Here is a 26,191-nt window from a genome sequence, read left to right as displayed (position 1 = left end):
CTAGTTCAACCAATTTTCAGGTAAGGGCGGAAGTTCAACTTCTTTTAATTCAAATGATTTTTCAATTGAAAGTAATGGCGCCTCTTTCACTGTTATGTTAACATTGTTTTTTTGAGCTATTTCTTTTATCACATTACAAATACTTCTTTTTTGTCCTAGTACTAGGCTATTCATGATAACATTTGATTCAGTTTGTAAATCAAAACAATCTACGAAAAAAGAAGGCTCTTCATTTTGATAAATAATAGCTTCAGTTCTTTTTCTTTTTTTAAGCTCTAAAATTCTCTTTGTTCCTGTTAAGGTTTTGTAAGTTGTTAATTTATAAGTCATCTCTAACTAGATTAATTTAAAGGGGGTGAAATTTTTCTGTTTGTAGAGTGTGGTTAGGTTTCCGTTGGTTATATTTTAAGGTACCTGTACTTCGTTAATAATATCATTAATAATATCGATTGAAGATATGTTTTCGGCTTCAGCCTCATAGGTAATTCCAATTCTATGTCTTAAAACGTCATATACAACAGCTCTTACATCTTCAGGAATTACATACCCTCTTCTTTTAATGAAAGCATAGCACTTGGCAGCTTTAGCTAGAGCAATACTACCACGAGGAGATGATCCGAAGTTAATAAGAGGCTGTAATTTTTCTAAATTATATTTTTCAGGATAACGGGTTGCAAAAATTATATCAAGGATATACTTTTCAATCTTTTCATCCATATAAACTTCGTTCACAGCATTTCTGGCACGAATAATTTGTTCTATAGAAACTACTGGGTTAATTTTTTCGTAGTTACCACTTAAGTTTTGACGTAAAATTATCTGTTCGTCTTGAATTTTAGGATAGTCAATAACAGTTTTTAGCATAAAACGGTCAACTTGAGCTTCAGGTAAAGGATACGTTCCTTCCTGTTCAACAGGATTCTGAGTTGCCATTACTAAAAATGGTTCGTCAAGTTTAAAGGTTTGATCACCAATAGTAATTTGCCTTTCTTGCATTGCTTCCAGTAAAGCCGATTGTACTTTTGCAGGTGCTCTGTTAATCTCATCTGCTAAAACAAAATTTGCAAAAACAGGACCTTTTTTAATCGAAAAGTCATTCTCTTTTACGTTATAAATCATTGTTCCAACTACATCTGCTGGAAGTAAATCCGGAGTAAATTGTACACGACTAAAACTACCCTGAACTGCTTTTGAAAGAGTGTTAATTGCCAAAGTTTTCGCAAGACCAGGAACACCTTCTAGTAAAATATGTCCATTTCCTAATAAACCAATTAGTAATCGCTCAATCATATACTTCTGACCTACAATCACCTTATTCATTTCGGTAGTCAATAAATCAACAAAGGCACTCTCTTGCTCTATTTTCTCATTGATTGCTCTTACATCTACATCCATATAATTTCGAATTATGTTAGCTTTTTTGTTTAACAAAACTACAATAATAAGACATTCTGATTTGTTAAAGTATGGTTAAACCTAAAAAACTGACTAAAGGTGTTGAAAAAATAAAAAATTATGATTATTTAAGAGTATGTTTTTATATTTTGTGTCTTTTATTAATGACTCTGCAATTAGGGTTTTTTAATCATTAAACACTTCTATAAATAATTATTACGTATGAAACAATTAACCAAGCTAATTACTGCCTTAGTATTAATGTGTTGCGCATTTACCTATGGTCAAGTAGTTAAGGGAAAAATATTAGATGAAAAAAATGAGCCATTACCTTTTATAAATGTTATAGAGAAAGGAACTTCAAATGGTGTAAATACGAATGATCAGGGAGAGTTCACGATAACTCTGAGAAAAATGCCAGGGGTGTTAATCTTCTCATCTCTTGGGTTTAAAACAATAGAGAGGGATGTTACTTCAGGCACCACAATTCGAATTACCATGCAAGAAGATAGTGGTGTATTGGACGAAGTCGTATTAACAGGGAACAGGTCGAAACCAAGAACAATTTTAGATTCGGCGGTGCCAATTGATAATGTTGGGGTTCGTGAGTTGCAAGCTACAGGTCAAACAAGTATTGATCAAATGTTAACTTTTGCCGTACCTTCTTATAACTCTACAAATCAAACAATTTCGGATGCAACGGCGCATTTTGATCCGGCCGATTTAAGAGGCTTAGGACCAAGTAGAACATTGGTCTTGATAAATGGTAAAAGAAAAAATCAGAGTGCATTAGTTTATGTAAATGATACACCTGGAAAGGGAGAGGTTGGAACGGATATGAAAAGTATTCCTACTGCGGCTATTGAAAGAGTTGAAATTCTTAGAGATGGAGCATCAGCTCAATATGGTTCTGATGCCGTAGCTGGAGTGGTAAATATTATTTTGAAGAAGGATGTTGATTTTACTCAAGTAAATATTAATTCAGGTGTAACTTCAAGGGGAGATGGTTTTAATGCCGATGCTGATATTAATCATACAATGACTTTTGGAAACGGTGGTTTTTTAAATGCTACTTTAGGTTTTAGTTATCAGGATTATACTAATAGGGCAGGTACTCCAGGAGGAGATGGTTTATTTGGCTTACTTTATAGTATTGGAGAAATTCCAATTGAAGCTGCCGATGGTTACTTGGCGACTGATGGTGTTTTAGCAACTGGAGATGATATTTTATTTGGAAATACAGATTGGTTAAGGGAAAATCCTGATTTGGGAATGATTGTAGGACAACCAGAAATGAGAAAAGGAGATGCTTATATTAATGCAGAATTTCCGTTAAATGATACTGCCAAATTATATGCTTTTGGTGGGTTTAATTTGAGGAAAGGGAAAAGTTTTGCTTTATATAGAGTTCCATATTGGCCAGGTGTACCTGGACAAAATTCCCCGCAAAACAACCCTCTTTATGATGCAAATGGAGTATACCAAGGGTTTCAGCCTACTTTTGAAACGGATATTAAAGATATATTATTTACTGCCGGAGGAAAATTTTTACTTGGTGGTTTCAATACTGATTTAAGCGCAACGTATGGTGGAAATCAAGTTGATTATATTATTGGAAACACGATTAATCCGAGTTTAGGTGCAGCGAGTCCTACAAGTTTCGATGCAGGAGCGTATGGTTTTAGTAATATTATTGGAAACTTTGATGTTAATAGAAGTTTTGGAGAAATAAGTATGGGGCTGGGAGTTGAGGCTCGTCAAGAACGTTTCGAAGTTACTGAAGGTCAGGAAGAGTCTTATATAGATGGAGGAGCACAATCGTTTCCGGGGTTACAACCGAGTAATGCTTTAAATGAAACAAGAACCAATATAGGTGTTTATGGAACATTGGATTGGGATGTTTCTGATCGTTTTTTAATTGGTGGAGCTGTACGTTATGAAAATTATTCAGATTTTGGAGGAAATACTTCTTGGAAAATAAATTCTCGATATAAGTTGGGTGAAGCGGGTGTACTAAGAGCGTCATATAGTACTGGTTTTAGAGCGCCTTCATTGCATCAAGTTTATTTAAGTAATGTACAGACATTGGTTTCAGGAAATACAATTTCAAATCAAGGAACTTTTAATAATGTGAGTCCTGTAATTAGAGATCTTGGAGTGGCACCATTGTTCGCTGAAACTTCTAAGAATATTTCAGCGGGGATAACGGTAAAAGCCTCTAGAGATTTTACAATTTCATTGGATTATTACAATGTACGAGTTGATGATAGAGTGTTATTTACAGGAGAGATTACTGGTGAAGATGATAATGGTGTTCCAAATGCCGCAGTGCAACAGATATTAGATGATAATAATGTTACGAGTATTAAATTTTTTATTAATGCAGTAAATACAGTTACACAAGGATTTGATTATACAATGCGCTATAAAAACATTGATTTTGCTTCTGGGAAGCTAGGGGTTAATGTAGCGTTGAATGTAAATAGAACCAATTTAGAAGGAGAGGTTGAAACACCAAGTAAGTTAAGTGGGTATAAGAATAAAATTTTCAATAGGAAAGAACAATCAAGAATTGTTAGCGCAAGACCTAATATGAAGTTTTTATTCGGTGGAAACTATAAAATTGGAAATTTTTCTGCTAATTTAAATAATACTTATTTTGGAGAGGTAACTTGGCAGCATGCTTCAGATCCGTCGAAAGACCAAACCTTTACAGGAAAGGTGGTAACTGACTTGTCATTTGGATATGATTTTTCTGAAGTTATATCTTTCAGAGCACAAGTGAATAATTTATTCGATGTCTTTCCAGATGAAATTGATCCTAAAGGAGATGCAGTAACCAATCTTGGAGGACGATTCAGGTATCCTTGGGAGGTTAACCAATTTGGTTTTAATGGAACTTCATTTAGAGCAGGATTAACATTTAAGTTTTAATAAATTAACTAAGTAATACTTAGTTTTATTAATTGTTTTAATCCAGAAGAGTTTTTGCTCTTCTGGATTTTTTTTAGCCTAATTTTTGTGTTAATGTGTTGTTTATTAGGTTTTTTTATCGAATAGTAGCTTGTGTGTTGCGAATAATAGTTAGAGCTTGTTATTATCCTTTTACTAAACTATATTAGCTATCGTAACTATTAAAATACAAATTATGTTAGGAGCAATTATTGCAATTTTAGGAGGTGTTTTAGCTGCATCGCCAGCTATTATTGCGAAAAAACCAAATGCAAAAGAAATTATAGATAAGCTAACACCTTTTCAGGGTTGGATCGGTGTTTTACTTGCATTTTGGGGAGTATGGGGAGTTATTCAATCAATTTTGAGTCTCACCTCTTTTAGTCTTGGATGGCTTATTTCTCTTGGAGTAAATATTATTGAGTTCGTTGTAGGATTTATTTTGGGGTATGGACTAATTTCTAAATACCTTTTAGAGAAGAATGATGCTGCTAAAGAAAAAGGACAGGCTTTACGTTTAAAGCTGCTGAAATATCAAATTCCCGCAGGTTTTATTCTTATAGTTTTGGGAGTACTTTCAATTCTGTTATAAGAATGGTGGAGTATAAAATATATTTCTAAAAGAACTGGGAATTTTGCTTTGACCACTACAATTGCCCAGAAAAAGAAAAAATCAATTTGTTTGTTTTCCCTTAAACCTACAAGTTAAAAAAAGTTATATTGTTTGGCTTTCTCTCATTTTTTTGAGAGAAAGTTTTTAGAATTCCTTCAACTCCATGCTTTCATTTTCAAAAACACCGTAGGTAAAGTATTGTACCCAATCACCTAAATTAATGTATTTGCTGTTTTTAGGAAGGTCGATGTTTAAGGGCAGATGACGATGTCCAAAAACAAAAAAATTATACTCTTTAGTTTCTAATTTTCTTTTGCAATACTGAACCAACCATTCATTCTCTTCACCTAAAAACTTGGCATCATCGTCTCCGGAAATCAATTTATTTTTTACAGACATGTATTGTCCTAATCGAACACCTAAATCAGGGTGTAGCCATTTGAACATCCATTTAAATAAAGGGAAAGTAAATACCTTTTTCATTCTTTTGTACCCTTTGTCATGTGGGCCTAAACCATCACCATGTCCAATTAAAAAAGTTTTTTCATTCAATTTAAATTCTTGGGGTTCGTGAAAAACAGGAATATTGAGTTCTTTCTGAAAGTAATCATTCATCCATAAGTCGTGATTTCCAACGAAAAAGTAAATGGGAATTCCACTATCTCTTATCTCCGCTAGTTTCCCTAAAACTCTAACAAACCCTTTCGGTACAACAGTTCTGTATTCAAACCAGAAATCGAATAAATCTCCTAATAAAAAGATAGCACAGGCGTCTTCTCTTACCACGTTTAACCAATCAACAAATTTTTGTTCTCTTGGGAAGCTTTTTTCGGTAGAAGGAGCTCCTAGATGTTGGTCAGAAGCAAAGTAAATTTTTTTATTGTTAGGGACGTTAATTGAAACCAAATTGTAAACTTTTGAACAAAAATAACTAATTTGAACTCAGCTCACCCATATATTTTTTGGTTACTTTTGTTGGGAAACACTTAAAAAGTAAACTGAAATGGATCCGTTTGATGATGAATATTTTATGAAGAAGGCCTTACAAGAGGCACAAACGGCTTACGATAAAGGTGAAGTTCCGGTGGGTGTAGTTATTGTTTTTAATAACCAAATAATAGCAAGAGCTCATAATTTAACTGAAACTCTAAATGATGTAACAGCTCATGCTGAAATGCAGGCATTTACAGCGGCAGCAGATTATTTAGGGGGAAAATATTTGAAAGGATGCACATTATATGTCACTTTAGAACCATGTCAGATGTGTGCTGGAGCAAGTTATTGGGCTCAGATAGGCAAAATTGTTTATGGCGCATCTGAGCCCAAGTTGGGATTTACTGTTTTGGATACTAGGATTCATCCAAAAACTACAGTGGTATCAGGGGTGTTAAAAGAAGAATGTAGTTTTCTTCTTAAAAAATTCTTTATCGAAAAACGTAATCTCAATTAATCTAAATCGATGGTTAAGCTAATTACGGCGCTGTTTTGCATGAATGAATAGATATCGTCGGCTCCTTTTCCTCCGTATCTGTTTGATGCAAAATAACCAGCATTTTGACCGCTCTTTTTAATAAAACCAAAATCGTCAGCATCGCTATTGATCGGTACTCCAAGACTTTGAGGAGCGCTGTATTTACTGTCTTCAAATTTAGAACAGTATATGTCTAAACCTCCTTTATTGTTTTTATGGCTATCTGATGAAAAGTATAGATTGTTATTTTCGTCAATGAAAGGGAACATTTCTTTTCCTGTAGTATTTACTTTCGATCCTAAATTTCTTGGGGTACTATACTCGTTGTCTCCTAATACATCAACTACGAATATATCTGATTCACCATGTGTTCCGGGCATGTTAGAGGTAAAGTATAACTTCTTATCGTCGTTACTTAATGCCGGATGAGCAACAGAATAGTTGTCCGAGTTAAATGGCAATTCTACAATGTTTTTCCACTTACCGTTAACATTGGTTGCTTTGTAAATTTTTAAAACGATAGAACCTCTAGAGTCTCTTTTACCAGGTTTTCTCTTTTTAGCATTTGTTTTGGTAAAGTAAATGGTTTTATAATCTTTAGTGAAAACAGCGTTAGATTCGTGATAAATCGTGTTGATTTCTTTTGAAAAGGGGGTTACTCTTTTTTTCTTAGAGTAAAATTGAGGGGATTCATTTGTTTGATATAAATTGAAGAACTTTGGCTTCTTACTTGCATTGCTTGCTGCTGGTCTTGCAAAAACCAATGTATTGTTTTCGTAAAATGTTGGGCCAATTTCAGAAAATCGAGTGTTAATTTCTAAATTTCTGATTTCATAATTAGATTCTTGAGCGGCTAAATGATTTAGCGATAAAAATAATATTGCTATAGCTATTCTTTTCATTGTAAGGGGATTTTTTAAAGTTTATGTTTATTATAGGGTATTAGATTTCTATGCTCATGTATGACTATATAAAGTCGTACATAAGGAATAGACAGGCTTTCTACTAAAGCTTGTTTGTCGATAAGACATAAAGAGCCCTTTGTAGAGAATTGTTCTAAAAAATTATATGTTGATTTTTAATTGACTAAGAGAGTATAGTCCGCAGAATGCTTTTGATTTTTTTCATTTTAGGGGATGTTTTTTAAGATTTGTAGTACTAATAAATATGTTAATTATTCAGCACAATAAAACAATAAATGTTTTTTGTGTATAACTCATTACGGATTCATACGTAATAAGAATAGTATTAGCGAAACTTAGGTTAAAAGTTTATGTTCTAATTTAATTGTGAATCCTGATAGCAGCAGGCAGAATTTTTGTAGTTTTTGTTTTTTTCATTTTTAGGGGATGATTTAAATTATCGAGAAACTTTCAACAAGATACAAAAAAATAATAATAAAACAACTTTTCTTTTAATAAAAACTCGCTGTTAACGAAATAGTTATGCTTCAATATCTCTGTAGCCCTTATTTTCATTGAATAATTATTTAAAATATTTATTTAATTTTTCTGAGGCAAATGTATATTGAAAATCAAGTGGTTAGTGTAGTGAAGTATGGATGTTTACTATTATTTTTTAAAAACATACTAAAAAGGTAGGAAATGAGACATAAAATGTCGTGTTTGTTTTTTTAATTGATTGTTTGTTAGTTTTTTAAGTTTTTAGAGAAGTCTTTGTTTTTAAAAGAGAGTTTGTTGTTTACTGCCACTTTCATGTTCTAGAAGCCACTTTTTCCTCCAAATACCTCCAGCATATCCCGTTAAAGAACCATCAGATCCAATAACTCTGTGACAAGGAATCAAGATCCATACGGGATTTTTACCATTTGCGGAAGCAACGGCTCTGATCGCTTTTACATCGCCTAACTTCTTTGATTGCTCTAAATAGCTTTTTGTTCTTCCGAAAGGAATATCAAGTAAAGCAGTCCATACTTTTTGTTGAAACTCTGTTCCTTGTGGATTTAGCTTTACTGAAAACTCTTTTCTCGTTCCTTCAAAATATTCATGGAGCTGTTGAATGCAGTTTTTTATGGGCAGAGGGGAAGAAGTGCTTTGTAATTCATCAATACTTATATCTTCATTTAAAAGAGAAACTGATTGCACCCCGTTATCATCACCTATTATTTTAGTAATTCCTAACGGGGTTTTACAATATGCTGTTTTTAAGTCAGACACCAAATACGTTTTTTGAATTTTGAGTTGTAATTTCGGAAATTTCTTCGAAACTTAAACCGTAAATATCAACCAATTTATCAATCACATTTATTATATAGCTGCTTTCATTGCGTTTTCCTCTGTATGGAGTAGGGGCTAGATAGGGAGAATCGGTTTCTAAAACAATATGCTTCAAATCTATTTCGTTTAAAAACGTATCGATTTTACCATTCTTAAAGGTAGCGACTCCGCCAATTCCTAATTTCATATTGTAGGAAATAGCTTGTTTAGCTTGTTCAAGAGTTCCAGTAAAGCAGTGGAATATTCCAAATAAGTCGTCTGATTTTTCTTCTTCTAAAATTTCAAAGATTTCATCAAAAGCATCTCTACAATGAATAACAATTGGTAACTTTTTCTCTTTGGCCCATTGAATCTGAGTTTTAAAAGCTTCCTGTTGCTGTGCTAAAAACGTTTTATCCCAATACAAATCAATTCCTATTTCTCCAATAGCACAGAAATCTCTTTGATCAATCCACTTTTTAACGAAAGTTAATTCTTCTTTGTAATTTTCTTTCACTGAGGTTGGGTGTAATCCCATCATTAAAAAAACATCATTGGAAAAATTTTGTTCTAAATCCAACATTCTATCCATATAAGAGCTGTCGATGGCAGGGATAAAAAAACGTGAAACTCCTGCGTCTTTTGCTCTTTCAATCATAGTTTTTCTGTCTTCATCAAATTGCTCAGAATATAAATGTGTATGCGTGTCAGTAATCATTTAATTTATGAATTGGTTTAACTATTACATTGATTTTATGTAATAATTCAGTTGTATCTTTGTGGTACAAAAGTACAAGAAATGGCAAGTTTGAAAAAAGTATTAAAGAAAAAGAAGTATCTAAAAATCAAATTGAAAAAAATTGTAACGAACCATCTTGAAGTAAAGGCAAAAATCAATGGAATTAAAGGTAGATTTATTTTAGATACCGGAGCTTCTAATTCTTGTGTGGGTTTAGATTTGAAGGAGTATTTCAATCTCATTTCTGAAGAAAGTGAAATAAAAGCTGCGGGAGCTGGTGCAACAGATATGGAAACTCAGAGATCTCAAAATAATTCTTTAAAAATTGGAGACTGGAAAAGTACAAATTGCGATTTAGTTCTTTTTGATTTGTCTCATGTCAATGCTGCTTTAACGCAGCAGAATGCTAAAGAAGTACAAGGAATAATTGGAGCCGATGTTTTGGAGTCGGGAAAAGCTTTTATTGATTATAGTACTAAATATTTATATCTTAAAAAACCAAAGAAAAAAAAGGTGATTAAATTACCGTTTTAAGCCTTATAAATCAATTGCTGTAGTATTTTTCACTTCACTTATAGTAAATACACTGTGAGTGCTTCCTATGTGTTTTAAGCCAGTAATTTTATTTACCATAAATTCTCTGTAAGCTTGCATGTCTTTAATGTAAATTTTTAATACATAATCATACTCTCCGCTTAGATGAAAGCATTCAATTACTTCTGATAACTTGTTTATTTCGTTTTCAAATACAGCGATGTATTCTTTCGTATGTTTTTCTAGTCTAATATGACAGAACACAAGCAAGGACTTGTCTATTTTATTTTTATCAATAAGGGCTGTATATTGCTGAATAACTTGATCTTTTTCAAGTTTTTTAATTCTTTCATAAACAGCTGTTACCGATAAATTTAATTGTAGCGATAGACTTTTAGTTGTTTGTTTACTATCCTTTTGTAAAAGGTTTAATAGCTTTTTATCTGTTTGATCTAATCTCATCTGAAAAATTATCTAAGAAAAGGTGAGAAGTGAAGTGTTTTTTCATCTCTTTATTAAATTTATAGATTAAAAATAGAAAAAATATCTATATTTTAAGTTTTTGATTGATTTTTTATCAATAAAAAGTGAATTTAGTATTAAATAAACAGTAAAATTTACTTTTAATGGAATTTAAACCAGCTAATAATATCCAAGATTTACAATATTTTGGAGAGTTCGGAGGAGTAAACCCTTCGGTGTCGGATTCGTCAACCTATACTTTTTTAAGTGCCAAAACAATGTTTGATACTTTTGAAGGAAACACAGATGGTTGTTATTTATACTCACGTCATTCTTCTCCTTCTAACTTGTATTTGGGTGAGGCATTGGCAGCCATGGAAGGAACGGAAACGGCAAATGTTACCGCTTCTGGTATGGGAGCTATAACACCTACTATTTTACAAATATGTGGAGCTGGTGATCATATAGTATCTAGTAGAACTATTTATGGAGGAACTTATGCCTTCCTCAAAAACTTTACGCCGCGTATGAATATTCAAACATCATTTGTTGATATAACAAAGCTCGATGCGGTAGAAAAGGCAATCAATTCGAATACAAAAATGATTTATTGTGAAAGTGTTAGTAATCCATTGTTAGAAGTAGCAGATATAAAAGGGTTGGCTAAACTTGCAAAAAAACATAATTTAAAACTGGTAGTTGATAATACGTTTTCACCACTATCAATATCCCCTGTTCAACTAGGAGCCGACGTTGTTATCCATAGCTTAACAAAGTTTATTAATGGTAATTCAGATACGATGGGTGGAGTTGTTTGTGGTACATCTGATTTTGTAAATTCTCAGAAAAGCGTAATTGATGGAGCTAGCATGCTATTAGGAGCTTCTATGGATTCTATGCGTTCGGCTTCTATATTAAAAAATATGAGAACCTTGCATCTTCGTATGAAGCAACATAGCAAAAATGCCATGTATTTAGCCCAGAAATTTGAAGCAGTTGGATTGAAAACTGTATATCCAGGATTAACCTCCCATCCATCTCATGCGATTTTCAAAGAAATGATGAATAAGGAATACGGATTTGGTGGAATGCTAACTATTGATGCTGGTTCTTTGGAGAAAGCAAACTTATTAATGGAGTTAATGCAAGGAAGAAATATTGGATATTTGGCAGTAAGTTTAGGTTTTTATAAAACATTGTTTTCTGCACCAGGAACGTCAACATCTTCTGAAATTCCTTTGGATGAACAAAAGGAAATGGGACTTACCGATGGACTTATTCGATTTTCAATTGGATTGGATAATGATATCGAAAGAACTTATGAAATAATTAAAGAGTGTATGTTAGAGATTGGTGTTCTGTAAGGAGCTAATCCATTAAGCATATTATTGTGAATAAGGTGAACCCTGCTTTTTTAGCAGGGTTTTTATTTCCCTTTTATTCTTTCTAAGAATAGGCTAAAATCTTCTTTTGATGGGGGATTTCCTTTGAAGGGAAGAATGTCCCATCGATCATTAACTTTTTTTAAATCAAATTTAAAAACCGAGGTTTTCGTATCGTTTGGATTTAATAGAGGATATCGTAAATCGTAATATATATATTGAGTGGAGTCCTTTTCTAAGTTGAAATAATCATTACTAAACCAAGCTAAAGTTTGAATGTCTGGATGATTAATGTCGAGTAAATCATGTTTCTTTTGAATGGTAAGGATCGTGTCGATTCCTTTTTTGGCATCGAAAAGAGAATAAAACCCAACTTTGAAATTTTTTTCGGTTTCGGCGATTCCATACCATAAAAAGTTATTTAAAATAGTAGGTTGAACAGAATATCTTGTATAGGAAATTTTCGCTTCATTAAAAGATTCTTTAAAAACGGTGTCTATGTAAAGTTTATTGACAATAGTTAGTAGCATATAAAATGAACTTAGGTACAAACTAAGCTTTACAAGTTTTCTCCTTTTTGTACTTTTTCTATTGAAAAACATCGCTGTAATTAGAAGTAACAGGAATGGAAGGGTGTACAAAGGATCAACTACGGAAATGTTATTGAAGGCAACTCTATAACTTGAAAAAGGTAAAAATAGTTGTGTGCCATACGGAGTAAAAGAGTCTAATATCGGATGAGTTAAAAGGGATAGGAAAAATAACCATATCCAATCTTTGGTAACCGTTGTGTTTTTTCTTTTCCCCTTGTTATATAAGTAAAAAGTTAGTTTGCCAAACAAGTAAGCTCCTATAAAAGAAAAGAGAAAGGAATGCATGAACCCTCTATGGAACGCCATAGCATCAATTTCATTGTGGTAAATAAGTTTTCCGAATATCACATCCAAATCAGGTATGGTGCCACCAATAGCTCCAAAGAGCATTGCCTTATTTCCGATTTTTTTACCAAGCGCAACTTCACCACATGCTGCACCTAAAACAATTTGAGTTAATGAATCCATAGTAAGCAAATGTACTAAACTGTTTCAATTTGTGTAATTCTTTTAAAAATGGTAACATTACACTTCTAAAAACTAAACAATGCAAGAGGGTAAAAATTTAACCGAAATAAAAATTGAAGATCAAAAGATTTTGGATAATAAAGAGTTGAGTATGAAAGAAGCTCTTATTCCAGTTTTGTTTTTAATGGCACTTTTAGCATATAACATTTTTTTTGCTGATGGTGTTTGGTTAGGAGATTACTCGAATCAATTTATATTACTTATTGGAGGTTTAGCCGCTGCAATTATGGGATTTTTAAATAAGGTTCCTTTAAAAAGAATGATAAATGAAGTTGTTGAAAATTGGAAGAGTGTTCTTATTCCAATTATGATTTTATTCTTAGTTGGAGCTTTAGCTGGAACTTGGTTAGTAAGTGGGATAATTCCTGCAATGGTGTATTATGGGTTGCAAGTTTTGAGCCCTGAAATATTTTTACCTGCCTCAGTTATTATTGCAGCAATTATATCGATTGCCACGGGAAGTTCTTGGACTACTTCGGCTACTGTTGGTATTGCCTTAGTTGGAATCGGAAGTGCTTTAGGGATCCCTTCAGGAATGATTGCGGGAGCGGTAATTTCGGGAGCCTATTTTGGAGATAAGATGTCTCCGTTATCGGATACAACAAATTTAGCGCCAGCAATGGCAGGAACTGATTTGTTTACGCATATAAAGTACATGACTTTTACGACAGTTCCGACGATATTAATAACACTAGTGGTCTTTGCAGTATTAAGTGCAACAATTGAAACTTCAGGAAGTGCTGATATCAGTGCGCTATTAGGATCTATTGATAGTTCATTTAATATAACACCTTGGTTGTTTGTTGTGCCTTTAGTGGTAATAGCAATGATTTTAATGAAAACGAAACCATTAATTGCTTTAGGAACAGGTGTTGTATTGGCGGGGGTTTCGCGATATTATTTCAATCTGATGTGTTAATGGTATTGTCAGAGTCAAAAATGCAATCTATCGTTAGCGCAATTTTTACAGATACTCAAATCACAACAAATAATGAAAAGTTGACTGAATTATTTAGTGCTGGAGGTATGAAAGGAATGTTATGGACTATCTTTTTAATTATTTGTGCTATGGTTTTTGGTGGAGTCATGGACGCAATTGGAGCATTGTCTAGAATTACCAAGTCTTTGTTGTCATTGGCAAGTAATATATTTGGATTGTTTGCGAGTACAGTTGTCAGTTGTTTAGGATTAAATGCAATTGCTTCTGATCAATATTTGGCGATTGTAATTCCTGGTAAAATGTTTAAAAAAGCTTTTGAAGATAGAAACCTAGCTCCTGAAAATTTAAGTAGAACTTTGGAAGATTCAGGAACAGTTACTTCTGTGTTAATTCCTTGGAATACTTGTGGAGCATATCAGTCTAGTGTTTTAGGTGTTGGAGTGGGTGAATATGCGGCCTTCGCCGTATTCAATTGGTTGAGTCCGTTTATGACGTTGTTATTTGCTGCCTTTAGAATTAAAATTAGACAGATTATTAAAAAGGACTAGTTATTCAGTTCTTAAAAGTAAATGTTAAATGAAGATTTTATTGAATAACATTATTATCTATGTTCTCATTCCAATAATAACTATCAGGATAAGCTCTTTCTCCAAAAATAGCTGTTCCTACTCTGATAATAGTAGCACCTTCTTCAATAGCAATTTCTAAATCTCCACTCATGCCCATTGAAATTTCTTTCATAGAAACATTGGGGATGTTTTCTGAGATAATTTTTTGCTGAAGTTGTTTTAAAAGCTGAAAGCATGCTCGTACTTTTTCTTTGTCATCACTAAATAGCCCTATAGTCATGAGTCCTTTGATATGTATGCGATCAAAAGAAGCTGTTTTTTTTATCAAATCAATAGTATGGTCTGGAGAAACACCAAACTTACTTTCTTCGGCAGAGGTGTTTATTTGAATAAATACATCTATATGCTTGTCTTCATAAAGAAGCCTTTTCTGTAATTTTTCAGCTAAACTTAAACGATCTAAGGATTGAATGCAGGTAACACCGTATTTTAGAATTTCTTTGATTTTATTGCTTTGCAAATGACCAATAAAATGTTTTTCATGCGGAATTGGTTTAAGAGCTGCGTACTTTTCTTTAACTTCTTGGATTTTATTCTCTCCTATTAAATACTCATTGTTGGTAAGCGCTATTTTAATTTTTTTTGGACTAACGGTTTTAGTGGCCAAAAGAAGTTGTACATCTGATACATCTCGTTTAGATTGAATGCAAGCTTTTTCTATTCTTGTACGTATTGCTTTGATATTTTCAATTATAGGCAAGTTTGTTTTCATGAATTTTTTCTTTCGATTTTTCTTTAAAAATAATTTCTTTTTTTACTTGGTTTTCTGCTATATCCTTAGCTTCTGCATATGAAATATGATAAGTTCTTTCAATGTCTTGCAAGTTTTTCGGAAATCTAGATAATAACTCATCGTAATAAATGTCTAGTTCATGACTCGTTGGTAACTCAAAGGAAAGTTTTATTTCAAAACGCCTTAAAAGAGCTTGATCAATTACTTTCATAAAATTAGTTGCACATATTAAGAGTATATTGCTTGGAATGTGATCGATAAGTTGTAACAGAGTATTTACCACACGTTTCATTTCTCCTGAATCTTTGGTGTCATAATCTCTTAGTTTTCCTAAAGAATCAAATTCATCAATGAATAGAACGGCATTTTCTCTAGCAGCCTTTTTGAAGCTTAAACTAATGTTTTTAGAAGTTTCACCAAGTTTACTTGAAATAAACTCACTCAAATCGAGCGTGATAATTTTTTTATGAAGTCTTTTGGCTATTGCTTTGGCAGTTGCTGTTTTACCACAACCACTGGCTCCATGGAATAATACTTTGTTCGTTACAGATAGGTCGTATTTTCTTAATAAAGAGAGGTAACTGAATTCATCAATTAATTGCTCTAGTTTCTCCTGATTGTTAGTACTTAAATGAAGTTGACTTAGACTAATTTTAACAGCATCTGGGTTCGTAATAATATCGTAGCTCATAGTTTTTATTATTCTTTATGCTTAGGAAGCGTGTTCGGGGCAATCAATTCTTAGTTCATTAGTTTTTAGTTCTAATTCAAGAAGTTTACAGTAGTGTGTATTGTTACCAAAGGAGTAGTTATTGCATGTTGTGCACATACGTTGAATGGTAATTACTTCTGCTTTATTTAAACTGGAAATTAGGTTAAGCAGACCGTCTAAAATTACCTCCTTTTTGTTTGAGTCCATGTTCTCAAGAGTCTTTTCAAAAGGCTTTGTAAAAATGGAGCTTTGTCTGGCAATTACCATACCTTTAGTGCTCAGTGATATTGTATAGCTCCGGGTATCGTTTACATCACTTTCTTTTTTTATAAGTTCTTTCCGATGCAAAGCTTTAATGCTATCGCTTATAGTAGCTTTGGTCATGTTGAATTCTTTGGCCAAATAACTTACTTTACATTGTTCTTTAGAATGAAATAATAAAAAAATAAGTATTTGAATTTGAATTGGACTTAAAGAGTTTTTTTTACTCTCGTCCCATAACAAAACTCTAAAGGCCTCAGAAATACGTTCTAACGAAACAACTATTTTGCTGTCTATTTTTTTATCTTGAATAATAGGATTGAAAGAAGACATAATAAAAGATTTTGCTTCACAAAATTAGTAATCCTAACTATGTGAAGCAAAAAAAATGTTAATTTTTTAAATCTTCTAAAGAAGCCCCGAAATTTAGATGCAATACGTTTCCTGTTGGAGTGAATAAAGCAGGTACTGATTTTATTTGATTGTTTTCTGCTTCCAAAACCCTATCGGATTGCTCTCCTAAATGAACTATTTCAACATTGTTTTTGCCAATAAGTGTAACGATTTCTTCTTCTGCTGTTACACAAACTGGACATCCTGCGTGGTAAAAAATTGATTTTGACATTGTATTTGATTTAATAATTATTTCTACAAACATAGTTAGGTTCCCTAACTAAACAAAATAATTTTCATTTTATTTTAAAACTCTTGTAATTTTGCTGCATGAATTTTCCTGAAAAACTGATTAGAAAAATAGAGTTTAGAAAAACTGAGAAATCAATTCGATCTCTTGGACAGATAAATAATTTGGTAGATTTTTCTTCGAACGATTATCTTGGTTTCGCGAAATCAAATGAACTTCACTTTCAGACTAATGAATTGTTGATCAGGATAAAAGGGGATCATAATGGAGCAACTGGCTCAAGATTACTTTCTGGAAATCATGTATTATACAATATAGTAGAAGAAGAGCTTACTAGCATACATAGTTCCGAAGCTGCTTTAATTTTTAATTCTGGGTACAATGCTAATTTGGGCTTGTTTTCGAGTGTTCCTCAGCGAGGAGATATTATCTTGTATGATGAGTTTATTCATGCTTCTATAAGAGATGGGATGCAGTTGTCGAATGCAAAATCGTATAAATTCGACCATAATAATATAGCTGATCTTGAAGAAAAATTAAAGACCTTTTCAAAGAAAGAAAATACCGTTGACCGGGAAATTTATGTAGTTACTGAATCAGTTTTTTCAATGGATGGAGATTCACCTGAATTGGAAGTTATGTGCAAGATCTGTGAAAAATATGGAGCTTACCTTATTGTCGATGAAGCTCATGCTTTAGGTGTATTTGGTAAAAAAGGACTTGGAGCGACTCAAGAGTCGGAATTAAACGAAAAGATTTTTGCAAGGATACTCACATTCGGAAAAGGGTTAGGATGTCATGGTGCTGTGGTTTTAGGTAGTAAAGAGTTGAAACAGTTTCTAGTAAACTATTCAAGAAGTTTTATTTATACAACAGGTTTGGCGCCACATACATTGGCAACTATAAAAACAGCTTATGAACTTTTACAAAGTCAACAAGGTCGAGATAGCAAAGCATTACTTGAAAAAAACATTCTGCATTTTAAAAAGACGGCTGCAGAATTAAAATTAAACTTTATAGAAAGTTCATCTGCCATACATTGCTGTATTATTTCTGGAAATCAAAAAACGAAAGAAATTGCGAAAAAATTGTTGGCTAGCGGCTTTGATGTGAAGCCAATTTTATCTCCAACAGTAGCAAAGGGTAAAGAAAGATTACGATTTTGTTTACATAGCTATAATACTTTCAATCAAATTACTGAAGTTCTAGAGAAGCTTGCTACCTTTGCTGTATAAAAGTATAGGGTTTTTCCTCTATGTTATTTCCTTTTTTTGAAAGGAGGAAATTAGTTTGTAATGATTGTAAAACTATCTTTTAATGCAAAAAAAGTATTTCATAACTGGAATTTCAACAGAAGTTGGTAAAACAGTAGTGTCAGCTATCGTAACTGAAGCTTTACAAGCAGATTACTGGAAGCCAGTGCAAGCTGGAGAATTAGAAAATTCCGATACGGATAAGGTTCGTGATTTGGTATCTAATGAAAAATCTGTTTTTCATAAAAATGCATATGCCTTAAAAACCCCAATGAGTCCACATGCGTCGGCCGAAATTGATGGAGTTTCTATTGAATTGAAATCTGTCCAGGAACCAGAAACAGAGAATGATTTAGTAATCGAAGGAGCAGGAGGATTATTAGTTCCTTTGAATGATACCGATACAATTTTAGATGTAATTAAACCAGATTATAAAGTTATTGTGGTTTCTCGTCATTATTTAGGAAGTATAAATCATTCACTGTTAACAATAAAATTGTTAAAGGAGAAGGGGTATGATGTTTCCATTGTTTATTCAGGAGAGGAGCATAAGACCACGGAGAGTATCATTGAAAAAATGACTGATGTTCGAGTAATAGGACGAATTGACGAAGAACCTTATTTTGATCAGAATGTAATTAAAGAATATGCGGATCTTTTCAGAGATAATCTCTAGAAATAAGCCATGCTTTTAATAAAACAAGACAAAAATGACTTTAAGAGAACGTGATAAAAAACATTTGTGGCATCCATTAACACAACATAAATTACATCCTGATCATATTGCAATAACAAAGGCAAAAGGAGCTGTGCTTTATGATGATAAAGGAAACGAGTATATTGACGGAATAGCTTCATGGTATACTTGTATGTATGGGCATTGCAATCCATATATTACGAACAAGGTTGCAAAGCAAATGGAACAACTAGATCATGTTGTTTTTGCTGGATTCACTCACGAACCCGCTATAAAACTATCAGAAGAACTCATTAAAATTCTACCTGATAATCAAGAAAAAATATTTTTTTCTGATAATGGTTCTACTTCTGTTGATGTATCCATAAAAATGGCACTGCAGTATCATTTTAATAATGGCGATAAAAGAAATAAAGTAATTGCTTTAGAAGGAGGTTTCCATGGTGATACTTTTGGGGCAATGTCTGTTTCAGGCTTGTCTGTTTACAACGGTCCTTTTGAAGATTTTTTTATAGATGTTGAACGAATCCCTGTTCCTGATGCTAATAATTTTAATGAAGTAAAAAAGCAGTTTGAAAAGATATTGACAGATCATAAGGTTGCAGCATTTATATTTGAACCATTGGTTCAAGGCGCAGCGGCAATGAAAATGCATGAAGCGGCATTTATAGATGAACTTTTGGCAATAGCTAAAAATAAGGGAGTGGTTACTATTGCAGATGAGGTAATGACAGGGTTTGGTAAAACAGGTAAAAACTTTGCTTCTGAATATTTACAGAATTTACCTGATATTATATGCCTATCAAAATCTTTAACTGCTGGTTTGGTCCCGATGGCAATTACAAGTTGTTCTCAACAAATTTATAATGCGTTTTTAAGTGATGAATTAGGAAAAGGTTTTTTTCACGGTCATACTTATTCCGCCAATCCAACGGCTTGCGCTGCTGCCTTGGCTGGTGTGGAGTTGTTGCAGAGTGATGAAATACAAACAAGAATAGAACGTGTTATCAAGTCTCATAGAACGTTTGAAGAGAAAATAAAGAACCATCCAAAGGTTAAAGAAACACGTCAGCTAGGTGTAATATTCGCATTGGATTTGAATTTAGAAATGGAACGTTATGGTAACCTTCGTTATCAATTGTTTAATTTCTTTATGGAAAATGGAGTTTGTTTACGTCCGTTAGGAAGCACAATATACATACTCGCGCCTTTTGTAATTACAGACGAGCAATTGCATAAAATATATACTACTATTGAAAAAGCATTAGATACTTTCTAGTGCTTTTTCAAGCAAGTTTATTTGCTCTTGTGTTTCTTTTATTTCAACATATAAATCTTCAAAAGCCCATTCTCCATCGGTTTTAATACCTCGAACAATTAAAAAACCTTCACCTTTACTTCCTTTGATAGGAATTGAAAAGTCTACTTTTCCATCATTGTTATGAAGAGAAATATTACCATTAGGAAATCCGTCTTTTTCAATTGGGTTTCCTAGAGCAGAAAGTACTTTGTTGTTGCTATTGGCTTGTTCTAAAGCGTATTCTACAGGAGTAGCGTTATTGATCATATTTGAAACTCCAAAAATGGCTGCTCCAATACCAAAAATAAATAGTAAAATAATACCCAAACATCCACTAACTGGAATGAACCATAACCAATTCCTACTAAACCAACTTTTCTGATTCTGATCTGACATAATAATTTTTAAATTAGGATTAAATTTGATTGAGTTGTTCTAATACGACTTAAAATTACAGGAAATGTTACAAGAATAAAAGTACTTTAATCATTGTTTGTTTCGATTGAAATAATTAAGAACGTACCTTCGATCTATTTTTTTAAAGGAAGAAAGGCAAGGAAAAACCTTAGAAAACCTAAAAATCTAAGAAGAATTCGAAGGCAATGGGAATAATTAGTTTTATTTTTGTGGAAATTTTTTGGGTTTGAATAGAAGAATATCCATTACCTCAATTGCGTCGTTATCGGCACTAGGGAGTACTTTTGAGGAAATTTGGGACAACTATAATGAAGAGAAGCATTTTCTTAATGAGAGGGAATACGAAAATTTTAATGCTTGGGTTGCTGAGTTGAAAACTTCTGATAGAGAATTAGTTCAGGAGTTAAGTAGGTCGGATTTGAAATATAAAGACTTAGATGATTCCGTTTTATATGCATTATTTGTTGCACGCAGAGCCATTAATGATGCTCAGTGGAAGCCAGTAGATAATTTTGGAATTAACATAGGTTCTTCAAGAGGAGCAACGTCACTGTTCGAGAAATATCACCAAGAATATTTAGAAACAGGTAAATCTTCAACTATAAGTTCTCCAACGACAACCTTAGGAAATATCTCGTCATGGATCGCCCACGATTTACAAACAAACGGACCAGAAATATCTCATTCAATTACTTGCTCAACAGGCTTACATTCGTTGCTAAACGGTGTAGCTTGGATTTTATCGGGTATGACCAATAAGTTTTTAGTAGGAGGAAGTGAAGCTTCGTTAACAGGGTTTACTATTGCTCAAATGAAAGCTTTAAAAGTATATGCGAACAACCAAGATAATTTTCCTTGTAAAGCATTAGATCAAAGTAAGAAGAAAAACACAATGGTATTAGGTGAAGGCGCTTCAGTTGTGTGTTTAGAAGATGGAGAACAAGAAAATGCCTTAGCCATTATTGAGGGAGTGGGATATGCAACAGAAGTATTAAAACATAATATATCAATATCAACTAATGCTGATTGTTTTCAGAAATCAATGAGAATGGCATTAGGGGATAACCAATTAAATGATATTGATGCTATTGTAATGCATGCACCAGGAACGATAAAGGGAGATGAATCAGAATTGAATGCTATTAAAAAAGTATTTGGAAGTAATTGTCCTTTTTTAACAACCAATAAATGGAAACTCGGGCATACTTTTGCAACTTCTGGTTTATTAAGTTTGGAATTAGCAATTCTAATGATTCAAAATCAAAAGGTAATTCATGTTCCGTTTATAGAAAAACAACAAGAACCAAAAAACATCAATAAAGTATTAATAAATGCCGTTGGTTTTGGAGGTAATGCAGTATCTGTATTAATTAGCAAAAAAGCTTAGAACAGTTATACCAGATCGGTAAGTAGAATAGTATAAAATGGGCTCAAAATACAGGAGTGTTTAATTCTTACTTAATCGGTAAAAAAGTGAAAAGCATAAATTAATTATTAGTACTTTTGAGTCTTCAAACAACTAACAAGTAAACTTAAGTTTATGAGCGATGTAAGAAATGATTGGACAAAAGAAGAAATATTAGCTATATATAATAAACCTTTAATGGAGCTTTTATATGAAGCAGCTTCATTGCATAGAAAATATCACGATCCAAATACAGTACAAGTTAGTACCCTAATATCAATAAAAACAGGAGGCTGCTCTGAAGATTGTGGGTATTGTCCACAGGCAGCTCGCTATCATACAGATATCGAAGGAAATGATTTAATGACAGTAAATCAGGTAAAGGCTCAGGCATTGAGAGCAAAATCTGGAGGTTCATCAAGAGTTTGTATGGGAGCTTCTTGGAGAAATGTTAAGGATGGTCCTGAATTTGATCAAGTGTTAGATATGGTGAGAACTATTAATAAACTTGACATGGAGGTATGTTGTACCTTAGGAATGGTTACTGAAAATCAAGCAAAGCGTTTATCGGAGGCAGGTTTATATGCCTATAATCATAATATCGATACTTCAGAAGATTATTACGACGATGTAATTTCTACAAGAGCATTTAAAGATAGGATAGATACTATTGAAAATGTAAGAAAAACAAATGTAACAGTTTGTTCAGGAGGTATTATTGGTATGGGAGAAAGTATAGGAGATAGAGCAGGAATGCTTGAAACTTTAACAAGGTTTTCTCCACATCCTGAATCAGTACCAATTAATGCTTTGGTAGCGGTTGAAGGAACTCCAATGGAAGATCAACCACCCGTTAATATTTTTGAGATGGTAAGAATGGTTGCGACTGCACGTATTGTGCTTCCTGAATCGCAAGTTCGTTTATCGGCTGGTAGAACACAAATGAGTAGAGAAGGGCAAGCAATGTGTTTCTTTGCTGGTGCGAATTCTATATTTGCAGGAGACAAGTTATTAACGACACCAAATCCTGATATTAATGAAGATATGAAGATGTTTGAAGAGTTAGGGTTAAATCCGCAAAAAGCTTTCTTTAAACATGAGCAAAGAGAATCTGTTGAAGCTGAAGAGTCAGGGTATAAAGCTTTAGGTGAAAAGCCAAAATGGACAAGACCAGGGCATAAAATTGATAGAAACGAACAAAAGAAGAAAGAGGCTCTAGAGATACGAAAAAAATAGAGGAAAAAATTTCCTAAAAAAATAGTACTCATCAGTTTAAATATTGATGGGTACTTTTTTTAACAAAATACTATGCAAAAAACTTCATAACAATTTCTTAACTTTACATTTGGAAAAATTGGAAGCAATGGGACTACAATTACAAAACGTAGATAGAGTCAAAACGATTACCAAAGAAGACTTTATTAAGAATTACTTTAAGCCTCAAAAGCCCGTCGTTATTGAGCGTTTTATTGAAGATTGGCCAGCATATTCAAAATGGTCGTTGGATTATATGAAAGAGATTGCAGGAGATAAAACTGTTCCTTTATATGACGATAGACCTGTTGATTATAAAGATGGATTTAACGAGCCACATGCTACAATGAAAATGAGAGAGTATGTAGACTTATTAAAAAAAGAACCTACTAAATTTAGAATTTTTTTATGGAATGTTTTAAAGGAGGTTCCGCAACTTCAAAAGGATTTTAAATTCCCTGATTTTGGATTGCGATTAATGAAAGGTTTGCCTATGCTTTTCTTTGGAGGGCGTGATTCGTATACTTTTATGCATTATGATATTGATTTAGCTAATATTTTTCATTTTCATTTCGAAGGGAAGAAAAAATGTATTTTATTTGACCAAAAACAAAATAAATATCTTTATAAAATTCCAAACTCTTTAATAACAAGAGAGGATATTGATTTTAACGATCCAGACTTTAAAAAATGGCCAGCACTTAAAAATGCAAAGGGATATACTGCGGAACTTGAACATGGAAATGTACTTTATATGCCCGAAGGATGGTGGCATTATATGAGATATATCACACCAGGGTTTTCAATGAGCTTACGCGCTATTGCAAGGAAGCCTAGAAATTTAGGAAAGGCTATTTATAATGTTTTTGTAATGAGAACTATTGATAATATTATGAGGAGGCTAAAAGGGCAGGAATGGATCGATTGGAAGAATGAGCGTGCCATTACTCGAACCAATAAGAGAAATAATGTTTCAATTTAAAAGATAACTTGAAATAACAGGTAGGATAAGCATAAAAAAAGGACTTGAAATTTTCAAGTCCTTTTTTTATTCGATAATTGCACTACAATTATTTCGCTGCAGCATATCTTCTTTCAACTTCATTCCAGTTGATTACTTTAAAGAAAGCATCAATATAATCTGGACGACGGTTTTGATAATTTAAATAGTAAGCATGCTCCCAAACATCTAATCCTAAGATAGGAGTTCCTCCACATGATACACCTGGCATTAATGGATTGTCTTGATTTGGAGTTGAACAAACTTCAACTTTTCCTCCTTTGTGAACACATAACCAAGCCCATCCTGAACCGAATTGAGTTGCCGCTGCTTTAGAAAAAGCGTCAATAAAAGCTTCTTTTGATCCAAATTCAGCTTCAATTGCATCTTTTAACTCACCAGATAAGTAACCTCTATCTTCTGGGTTCATTACTGTCCAAAATAAAGAGTGGTTATAAAAACCTCCACCATTGTTACGAACAGCTCCATTACTCATATCTAAATTAGTAAGAATATCTTCGATAGATTTATCAGATAAGTCCGTTCCTTCGATAGCAGCATTTAATTTGCTAGTATATCCAGCATGGTGTTTACCATGATGAATTTCCATAGTTTTTGCATCTATATGTGGTACTAAAGCGTCGTGAGCATATCCTAATTCAGGTAATTCAAAAGCCATAATTTATTGATTTTTAAAAGTTTAATTTTTTTGATTTAACGAAGGTAAAGTTAGGATAAAAAAATAAGGCAAACAACCGTTTGCCTTATGGAAATATTATAAAACTATAAAATTTATTGATACCAAATGAATTTTAAAATGTTATAAGAAACACGAAATTGCTTTTTTCTTTTTCAAAAGCTGTAAAACACTTGCATAGCCTTAGCTACGGAATTGTTTTTCAATGTAGAAAAAGGGAAAATGAACGAGTGTTTACATTGCACTTTATGATTTATTTGGTATTGTACTATTCGTAAACTGGTTTTTCATCTGATGAAAACTCATTCATAAAACTTTCAGCTTTCGCCACTAGCTGTTTGCTTCCGGAGTAAAAAGGAACTCTTTGATGGAGTTCTGTTGGTTTAATATCAAGAATTCTTGTAAAACCATCAGACGCCGTTCCTCCAGCTTGCTCGCATATAAAAGCCATAGGGTTGCATTCGTATAAAAGACGAAGTTTTCCTTTTGGATTAATGGCGGTTGCAGGATAAATATAAACTCCTCCTTTTATTAAGTTTCTGTGGAAATCAGAAACCAAAGAACCAATATATCTTGCTGTATAAGGTCTATTGTCTTCTTTGTTTAATTCTTTACAGTGAATTAAAAAACGTTTCATCCCTTCTTGGAAATGTGTAAAATAACCTTCACTCACTGAGTAAATTTTACCTATTTCTGGAAACTTCATATTCGGATGCGATAAATAAAACGTTCCGATAGCTGGATTTAAAGTAAATCCATTTACACCGTTTCCTGTAGTGAAAACTAACATGGTTGAGGTTCCATAAGCAACATAGCCAGCCGCAACTTGCTCATTACCTTTTTGTAAAAAGTCTTCCTGAGTAACAGGAGTTCCTACGGGAGAAACTCTTCGATAAATAGAAAAAATAGTTCCAACAGAAACGTTTACATCTATATTTGAAGACCCATCTAAAGGATCCATTAATAAAACATATTTGTTTTCATTGGCTTTGTTGTTCCCTTCAACAACAACATAATCATCTTCTTCTTCGCTAGCGATACCACAAACAATTTCCCTGTTAATTAGGGTTTGCTTGAATAAGTTATTCGCTAAAACATCTAACTTTTGTTGTGCTTCACCTTGAACATTAATGTCTCCTGCAGCACCAGTAATGTCAACTAAGCCCGCTTTTCTAATTTCGTGGTTAACTACTTTGGCAGCTAAACGAATAGAGTTAATCAAGCGTGAAAGCTCTCCTGATGAATATTTGAAAGATTTTTGATTGCTGATGATAAACTCACCAAGCGTCATATGCTTATTATTCATTTTAAAAAATTCTCTGGTTCTAAGCACAAAGATGCCAACTTTTTATCTTATTACAACGT

General features: G+C 33.0%; 26 protein-coding genes and 1 pseudogene. 12 read left to right on the top strand and 15 right to left on the bottom strand.

Annotation, left to right across the window (positions count from 1 at the left end; all coding sequences use genetic code 11):
• On the bottom strand, nucleotides 1-330 hold the full coding sequence (locus BLW23_RS12500) for a hypothetical protein (protein ID WP_093670333.1): 330 nt from the start codon (nucleotides 328-330) through the stop codon (nucleotides 1-3).
• Between the two features lie 75 nt (nucleotides 331-405).
• Complete coding sequence (locus BLW23_RS12495) at nucleotides 406-1,395, bottom strand: AAA family ATPase (RefSeq protein ID WP_093670331.1); 990 nt, start codon at nucleotides 1,393-1,395, stop codon at nucleotides 406-408.
• Between the two features lie 222 nt (nucleotides 1,396-1,617).
• Here BLW23_RS12495 and BLW23_RS12490 point away from each other — a divergent pair, with 222 nt between their 5' ends.
• Complete coding sequence (locus tag BLW23_RS12490; RefSeq protein ID WP_093670329.1) at nucleotides 1,618-4,329, top strand: TonB-dependent receptor; 2,712 nt, start codon at nucleotides 1,618-1,620, stop codon at nucleotides 4,327-4,329.
• Between the two features lie 214 nt (nucleotides 4,330-4,543).
• Nucleotides 4,544-4,939, top strand: a complete 396-nt coding sequence (locus tag BLW23_RS12485; RefSeq protein WP_093670327.1) for a hypothetical protein — start codon at nucleotides 4,544-4,546, stop codon at nucleotides 4,937-4,939.
• Nucleotides 4,940-5,104: 165 nt separating this feature from the next.
• Here BLW23_RS12485 and BLW23_RS12480 read toward each other — a convergent pair whose 3' ends face one another.
• Nucleotides 5,105-5,866 (bottom strand): UDP-2,3-diacylglucosamine diphosphatase, encoded by a 762-nt coding sequence (locus BLW23_RS12480; protein WP_410529753.1) that lies wholly within the window; start codon nucleotides 5,864-5,866, stop codon nucleotides 5,105-5,107.
• Between the two features lie 97 nt (nucleotides 5,867-5,963).
• Here BLW23_RS12480 and BLW23_RS12475 point away from each other — a divergent pair, with 97 nt between their 5' ends.
• The gene (locus tag BLW23_RS12475; RefSeq protein ID WP_093670325.1) at nucleotides 5,964-6,410 is read left to right on the top strand and encodes a nucleoside deaminase; all 447 of its coding nucleotides are present in this window, start codon (nucleotides 5,964-5,966) and stop codon (nucleotides 6,408-6,410) included.
• Here the strand turns inward: BLW23_RS12475 and BLW23_RS12470 are convergent.
• The 3 genes from BLW23_RS12470 to BLW23_RS12460 form a co-directional block, all read right to left on the bottom strand.
• Nucleotides 6,407-7,333, bottom strand: a complete 927-nt coding sequence (locus tag BLW23_RS12470; protein WP_093670323.1) for a TolB family protein — start codon at nucleotides 7,331-7,333, stop codon at nucleotides 6,407-6,409. The genes BLW23_RS12475 and BLW23_RS12470 overlap by 4 nt on opposite strands.
• A gap of 780 nt (nucleotides 7,334-8,113) precedes the next feature.
• Nucleotides 8,114-8,608, bottom strand: a complete 495-nt coding sequence (locus BLW23_RS12465; RefSeq protein ID WP_093670321.1) for a methylated-DNA--[protein]-cysteine S-methyltransferase — start codon at nucleotides 8,606-8,608, stop codon at nucleotides 8,114-8,116.
• Complete coding sequence (locus BLW23_RS12460) at nucleotides 8,601-9,365, bottom strand: TatD family hydrolase (RefSeq protein ID WP_093670319.1); 765 nt, start codon at nucleotides 9,363-9,365, stop codon at nucleotides 8,601-8,603. The genes BLW23_RS12465 and BLW23_RS12460 overlap by 8 nt, the downstream gene beginning before the upstream one ends.
• A gap of 81 nt (nucleotides 9,366-9,446) precedes the next feature.
• Between BLW23_RS12460 and BLW23_RS12455 the strand changes: the two genes are divergently transcribed.
• Complete coding sequence (locus BLW23_RS12455; RefSeq protein ID WP_093670317.1) at nucleotides 9,447-9,920, top strand: retropepsin-like aspartic protease; 474 nt, start codon at nucleotides 9,447-9,449, stop codon at nucleotides 9,918-9,920.
• Nucleotides 9,921-9,923: 3 nt separating this feature from the next.
• On the opposite strand, the gene BLW23_RS12450 is transcribed toward BLW23_RS12455, so the two are convergent.
• Entirely contained in the window at nucleotides 9,924-10,382 is a 459-nt protein-coding gene (locus tag BLW23_RS12450; RefSeq protein ID WP_093670315.1) for an Lrp/AsnC family transcriptional regulator, read from the bottom strand.
• Between the two features lie 164 nt (nucleotides 10,383-10,546).
• On the opposite strand from BLW23_RS12450, the gene BLW23_RS12445 reads away from it, so the two are divergent.
• Entirely contained in the window at nucleotides 10,547-11,746 is a 1,200-nt protein-coding gene (locus BLW23_RS12445; protein WP_093670313.1) for an aminotransferase class I/II-fold pyridoxal phosphate-dependent enzyme, read from the top strand.
• A gap of 62 nt (nucleotides 11,747-11,808) precedes the next feature.
• On the opposite strand, the gene BLW23_RS12440 is transcribed toward BLW23_RS12445, so the two are convergent.
• The gene (locus BLW23_RS12440) at nucleotides 11,809-12,825 is read right to left on the bottom strand and encodes a metal-dependent hydrolase (protein WP_093670311.1); all 1,017 of its coding nucleotides are present in this window, start codon (nucleotides 12,823-12,825) and stop codon (nucleotides 11,809-11,811) included.
• Between the two features lie 79 nt (nucleotides 12,826-12,904).
• On the opposite strand from BLW23_RS12440, the pseudogene nhaC reads away from it, so the two are divergent.
• A pseudogene (gene nhaC, locus BLW23_RS12435) lies at nucleotides 12,905-14,373 on the top strand (Na+/H+ antiporter NhaC).
• A 37-nt stretch (nucleotides 14,374-14,410) separates the two neighbouring features.
• Here nhaC and BLW23_RS12430 read toward each other — a convergent pair.
• From BLW23_RS12430 to BLW23_RS12415, 4 genes are read right to left on the bottom strand one after another with little or no spacing between them, the layout of a single operon-like run.
• On the bottom strand, nucleotides 14,411-15,166 hold the full coding sequence (locus BLW23_RS12430) for a YggS family pyridoxal phosphate-dependent enzyme (protein WP_093670309.1): 756 nt from the start codon (nucleotides 15,164-15,166) through the stop codon (nucleotides 14,411-14,413).
• Complete coding sequence (locus BLW23_RS12425) at nucleotides 15,141-15,878, bottom strand: AAA family ATPase (RefSeq protein ID WP_093670307.1); 738 nt, start codon at nucleotides 15,876-15,878, stop codon at nucleotides 15,141-15,143. The genes BLW23_RS12430 and BLW23_RS12425 overlap by 26 nt, the downstream gene beginning before the upstream one ends.
• A gap of 21 nt (nucleotides 15,879-15,899) precedes the next feature.
• On the bottom strand, nucleotides 15,900-16,493 hold the full coding sequence (locus BLW23_RS12420; RefSeq protein ID WP_093670305.1) for a MarR family winged helix-turn-helix transcriptional regulator: 594 nt from the start codon (nucleotides 16,491-16,493) through the stop codon (nucleotides 15,900-15,902).
• 58 nt (nucleotides 16,494-16,551) lie between these two features.
• A complete protein-coding gene (locus BLW23_RS12415) occupies nucleotides 16,552-16,785 on the bottom strand; it encodes a thioredoxin family protein (protein WP_093671788.1) in 234 nt (77 codons plus the stop codon).
• Nucleotides 16,786-16,883: 98 nt separating this feature from the next.
• On the opposite strand from BLW23_RS12415, the gene BLW23_RS12410 reads away from it, so the two are divergent.
• The 3 genes from BLW23_RS12410 (at nucleotide 16,884) to bioA (ending at nucleotide 20,032) form a co-directional block, all read left to right on the top strand.
• Nucleotides 16,884-18,038 (top strand): aminotransferase class I/II-fold pyridoxal phosphate-dependent enzyme, encoded by a 1,155-nt coding sequence (locus BLW23_RS12410; protein ID WP_093670303.1) that lies wholly within the window; start codon nucleotides 16,884-16,886, stop codon nucleotides 18,036-18,038.
• A gap of 82 nt (nucleotides 18,039-18,120) precedes the next feature.
• A complete protein-coding gene (gene bioD / locus BLW23_RS12405; protein WP_093670301.1) occupies nucleotides 18,121-18,732 on the top strand; it encodes a dethiobiotin synthase in 612 nt (203 codons plus the stop codon).
• Nucleotides 18,733-18,766: 34 nt separating this feature from the next.
• Nucleotides 18,767-20,032, top strand: coding sequence for an adenosylmethionine--8-amino-7-oxononanoate transaminase (bioA, locus tag BLW23_RS12400; RefSeq protein WP_093670299.1), 1,266 nt, complete (start codon nucleotides 18,767-18,769; stop codon nucleotides 20,030-20,032).
• On the opposite strand, the gene BLW23_RS12395 is transcribed toward bioA, so the two are convergent.
• A complete protein-coding gene (locus tag BLW23_RS12395; RefSeq protein WP_093670297.1) occupies nucleotides 20,018-20,449 on the bottom strand; it encodes a cytochrome c oxidase assembly factor Coa1 family protein in 432 nt (143 codons plus the stop codon). The genes bioA and BLW23_RS12395 overlap by 15 nt on opposite strands.
• 247 nt (nucleotides 20,450-20,696) lie before the next feature.
• On the opposite strand from BLW23_RS12395, the gene BLW23_RS12390 reads away from it, so the two are divergent.
• The 3 genes from BLW23_RS12390 (at nucleotide 20,697) to BLW23_RS12380 (ending at nucleotide 24,111) form a co-directional block, all read left to right on the top strand.
• Complete coding sequence (locus tag BLW23_RS12390) at nucleotides 20,697-21,857, top strand: beta-ketoacyl synthase N-terminal-like domain-containing protein (protein WP_093671786.1); 1,161 nt, start codon at nucleotides 20,697-20,699, stop codon at nucleotides 21,855-21,857.
• Between the two features lie 153 nt (nucleotides 21,858-22,010).
• Complete coding sequence (gene bioB, locus BLW23_RS12385; protein ID WP_093670295.1) at nucleotides 22,011-23,111, top strand: biotin synthase BioB; 1,101 nt, start codon at nucleotides 22,011-22,013, stop codon at nucleotides 23,109-23,111.
• A gap of 127 nt (nucleotides 23,112-23,238) precedes the next feature.
• Nucleotides 23,239-24,111 carry a cupin-like domain-containing protein gene (locus tag BLW23_RS12380; RefSeq protein ID WP_093671784.1) on the top strand — a complete coding sequence of 291 codons (873 nt, stop codon included), beginning with the start codon at nucleotides 23,239-23,241 and terminating at the stop codon, nucleotides 24,109-24,111.
• A gap of 88 nt (nucleotides 24,112-24,199) precedes the next feature.
• Here BLW23_RS12380 and BLW23_RS12375 read toward each other — a convergent pair whose 3' ends face one another.
• Together BLW23_RS12375 and fbp are read right to left on the bottom strand one after the other, a co-directional pair.
• On the bottom strand, nucleotides 24,200-24,808 hold the full coding sequence (locus tag BLW23_RS12375) for a superoxide dismutase (protein WP_093670293.1): 609 nt from the start codon (nucleotides 24,806-24,808) through the stop codon (nucleotides 24,200-24,202).
• 286 nt (nucleotides 24,809-25,094) lie between these two features.
• On the bottom strand, nucleotides 25,095-26,132 hold the full coding sequence (gene fbp, locus BLW23_RS12370) for a class 1 fructose-bisphosphatase (RefSeq protein WP_093670291.1): 1,038 nt from the start codon (nucleotides 26,130-26,132) through the stop codon (nucleotides 25,095-25,097).
• Between the last annotated feature and the right edge of the window lie 59 nt (nucleotides 26,133-26,191).

Origin of the sequence: Tenacibaculum sp. MAR_2009_124, from assembly GCF_900105455.1 — a bacterium.
Lineage (GTDB): Bacteria > Bacteroidota > Bacteroidia > Flavobacteriales > Flavobacteriaceae > Polaribacter.
The sequence above is the reverse complement of the archived record's forward strand: the minus strand, read 5'-3'. Positions and strand labels throughout refer to the sequence as shown.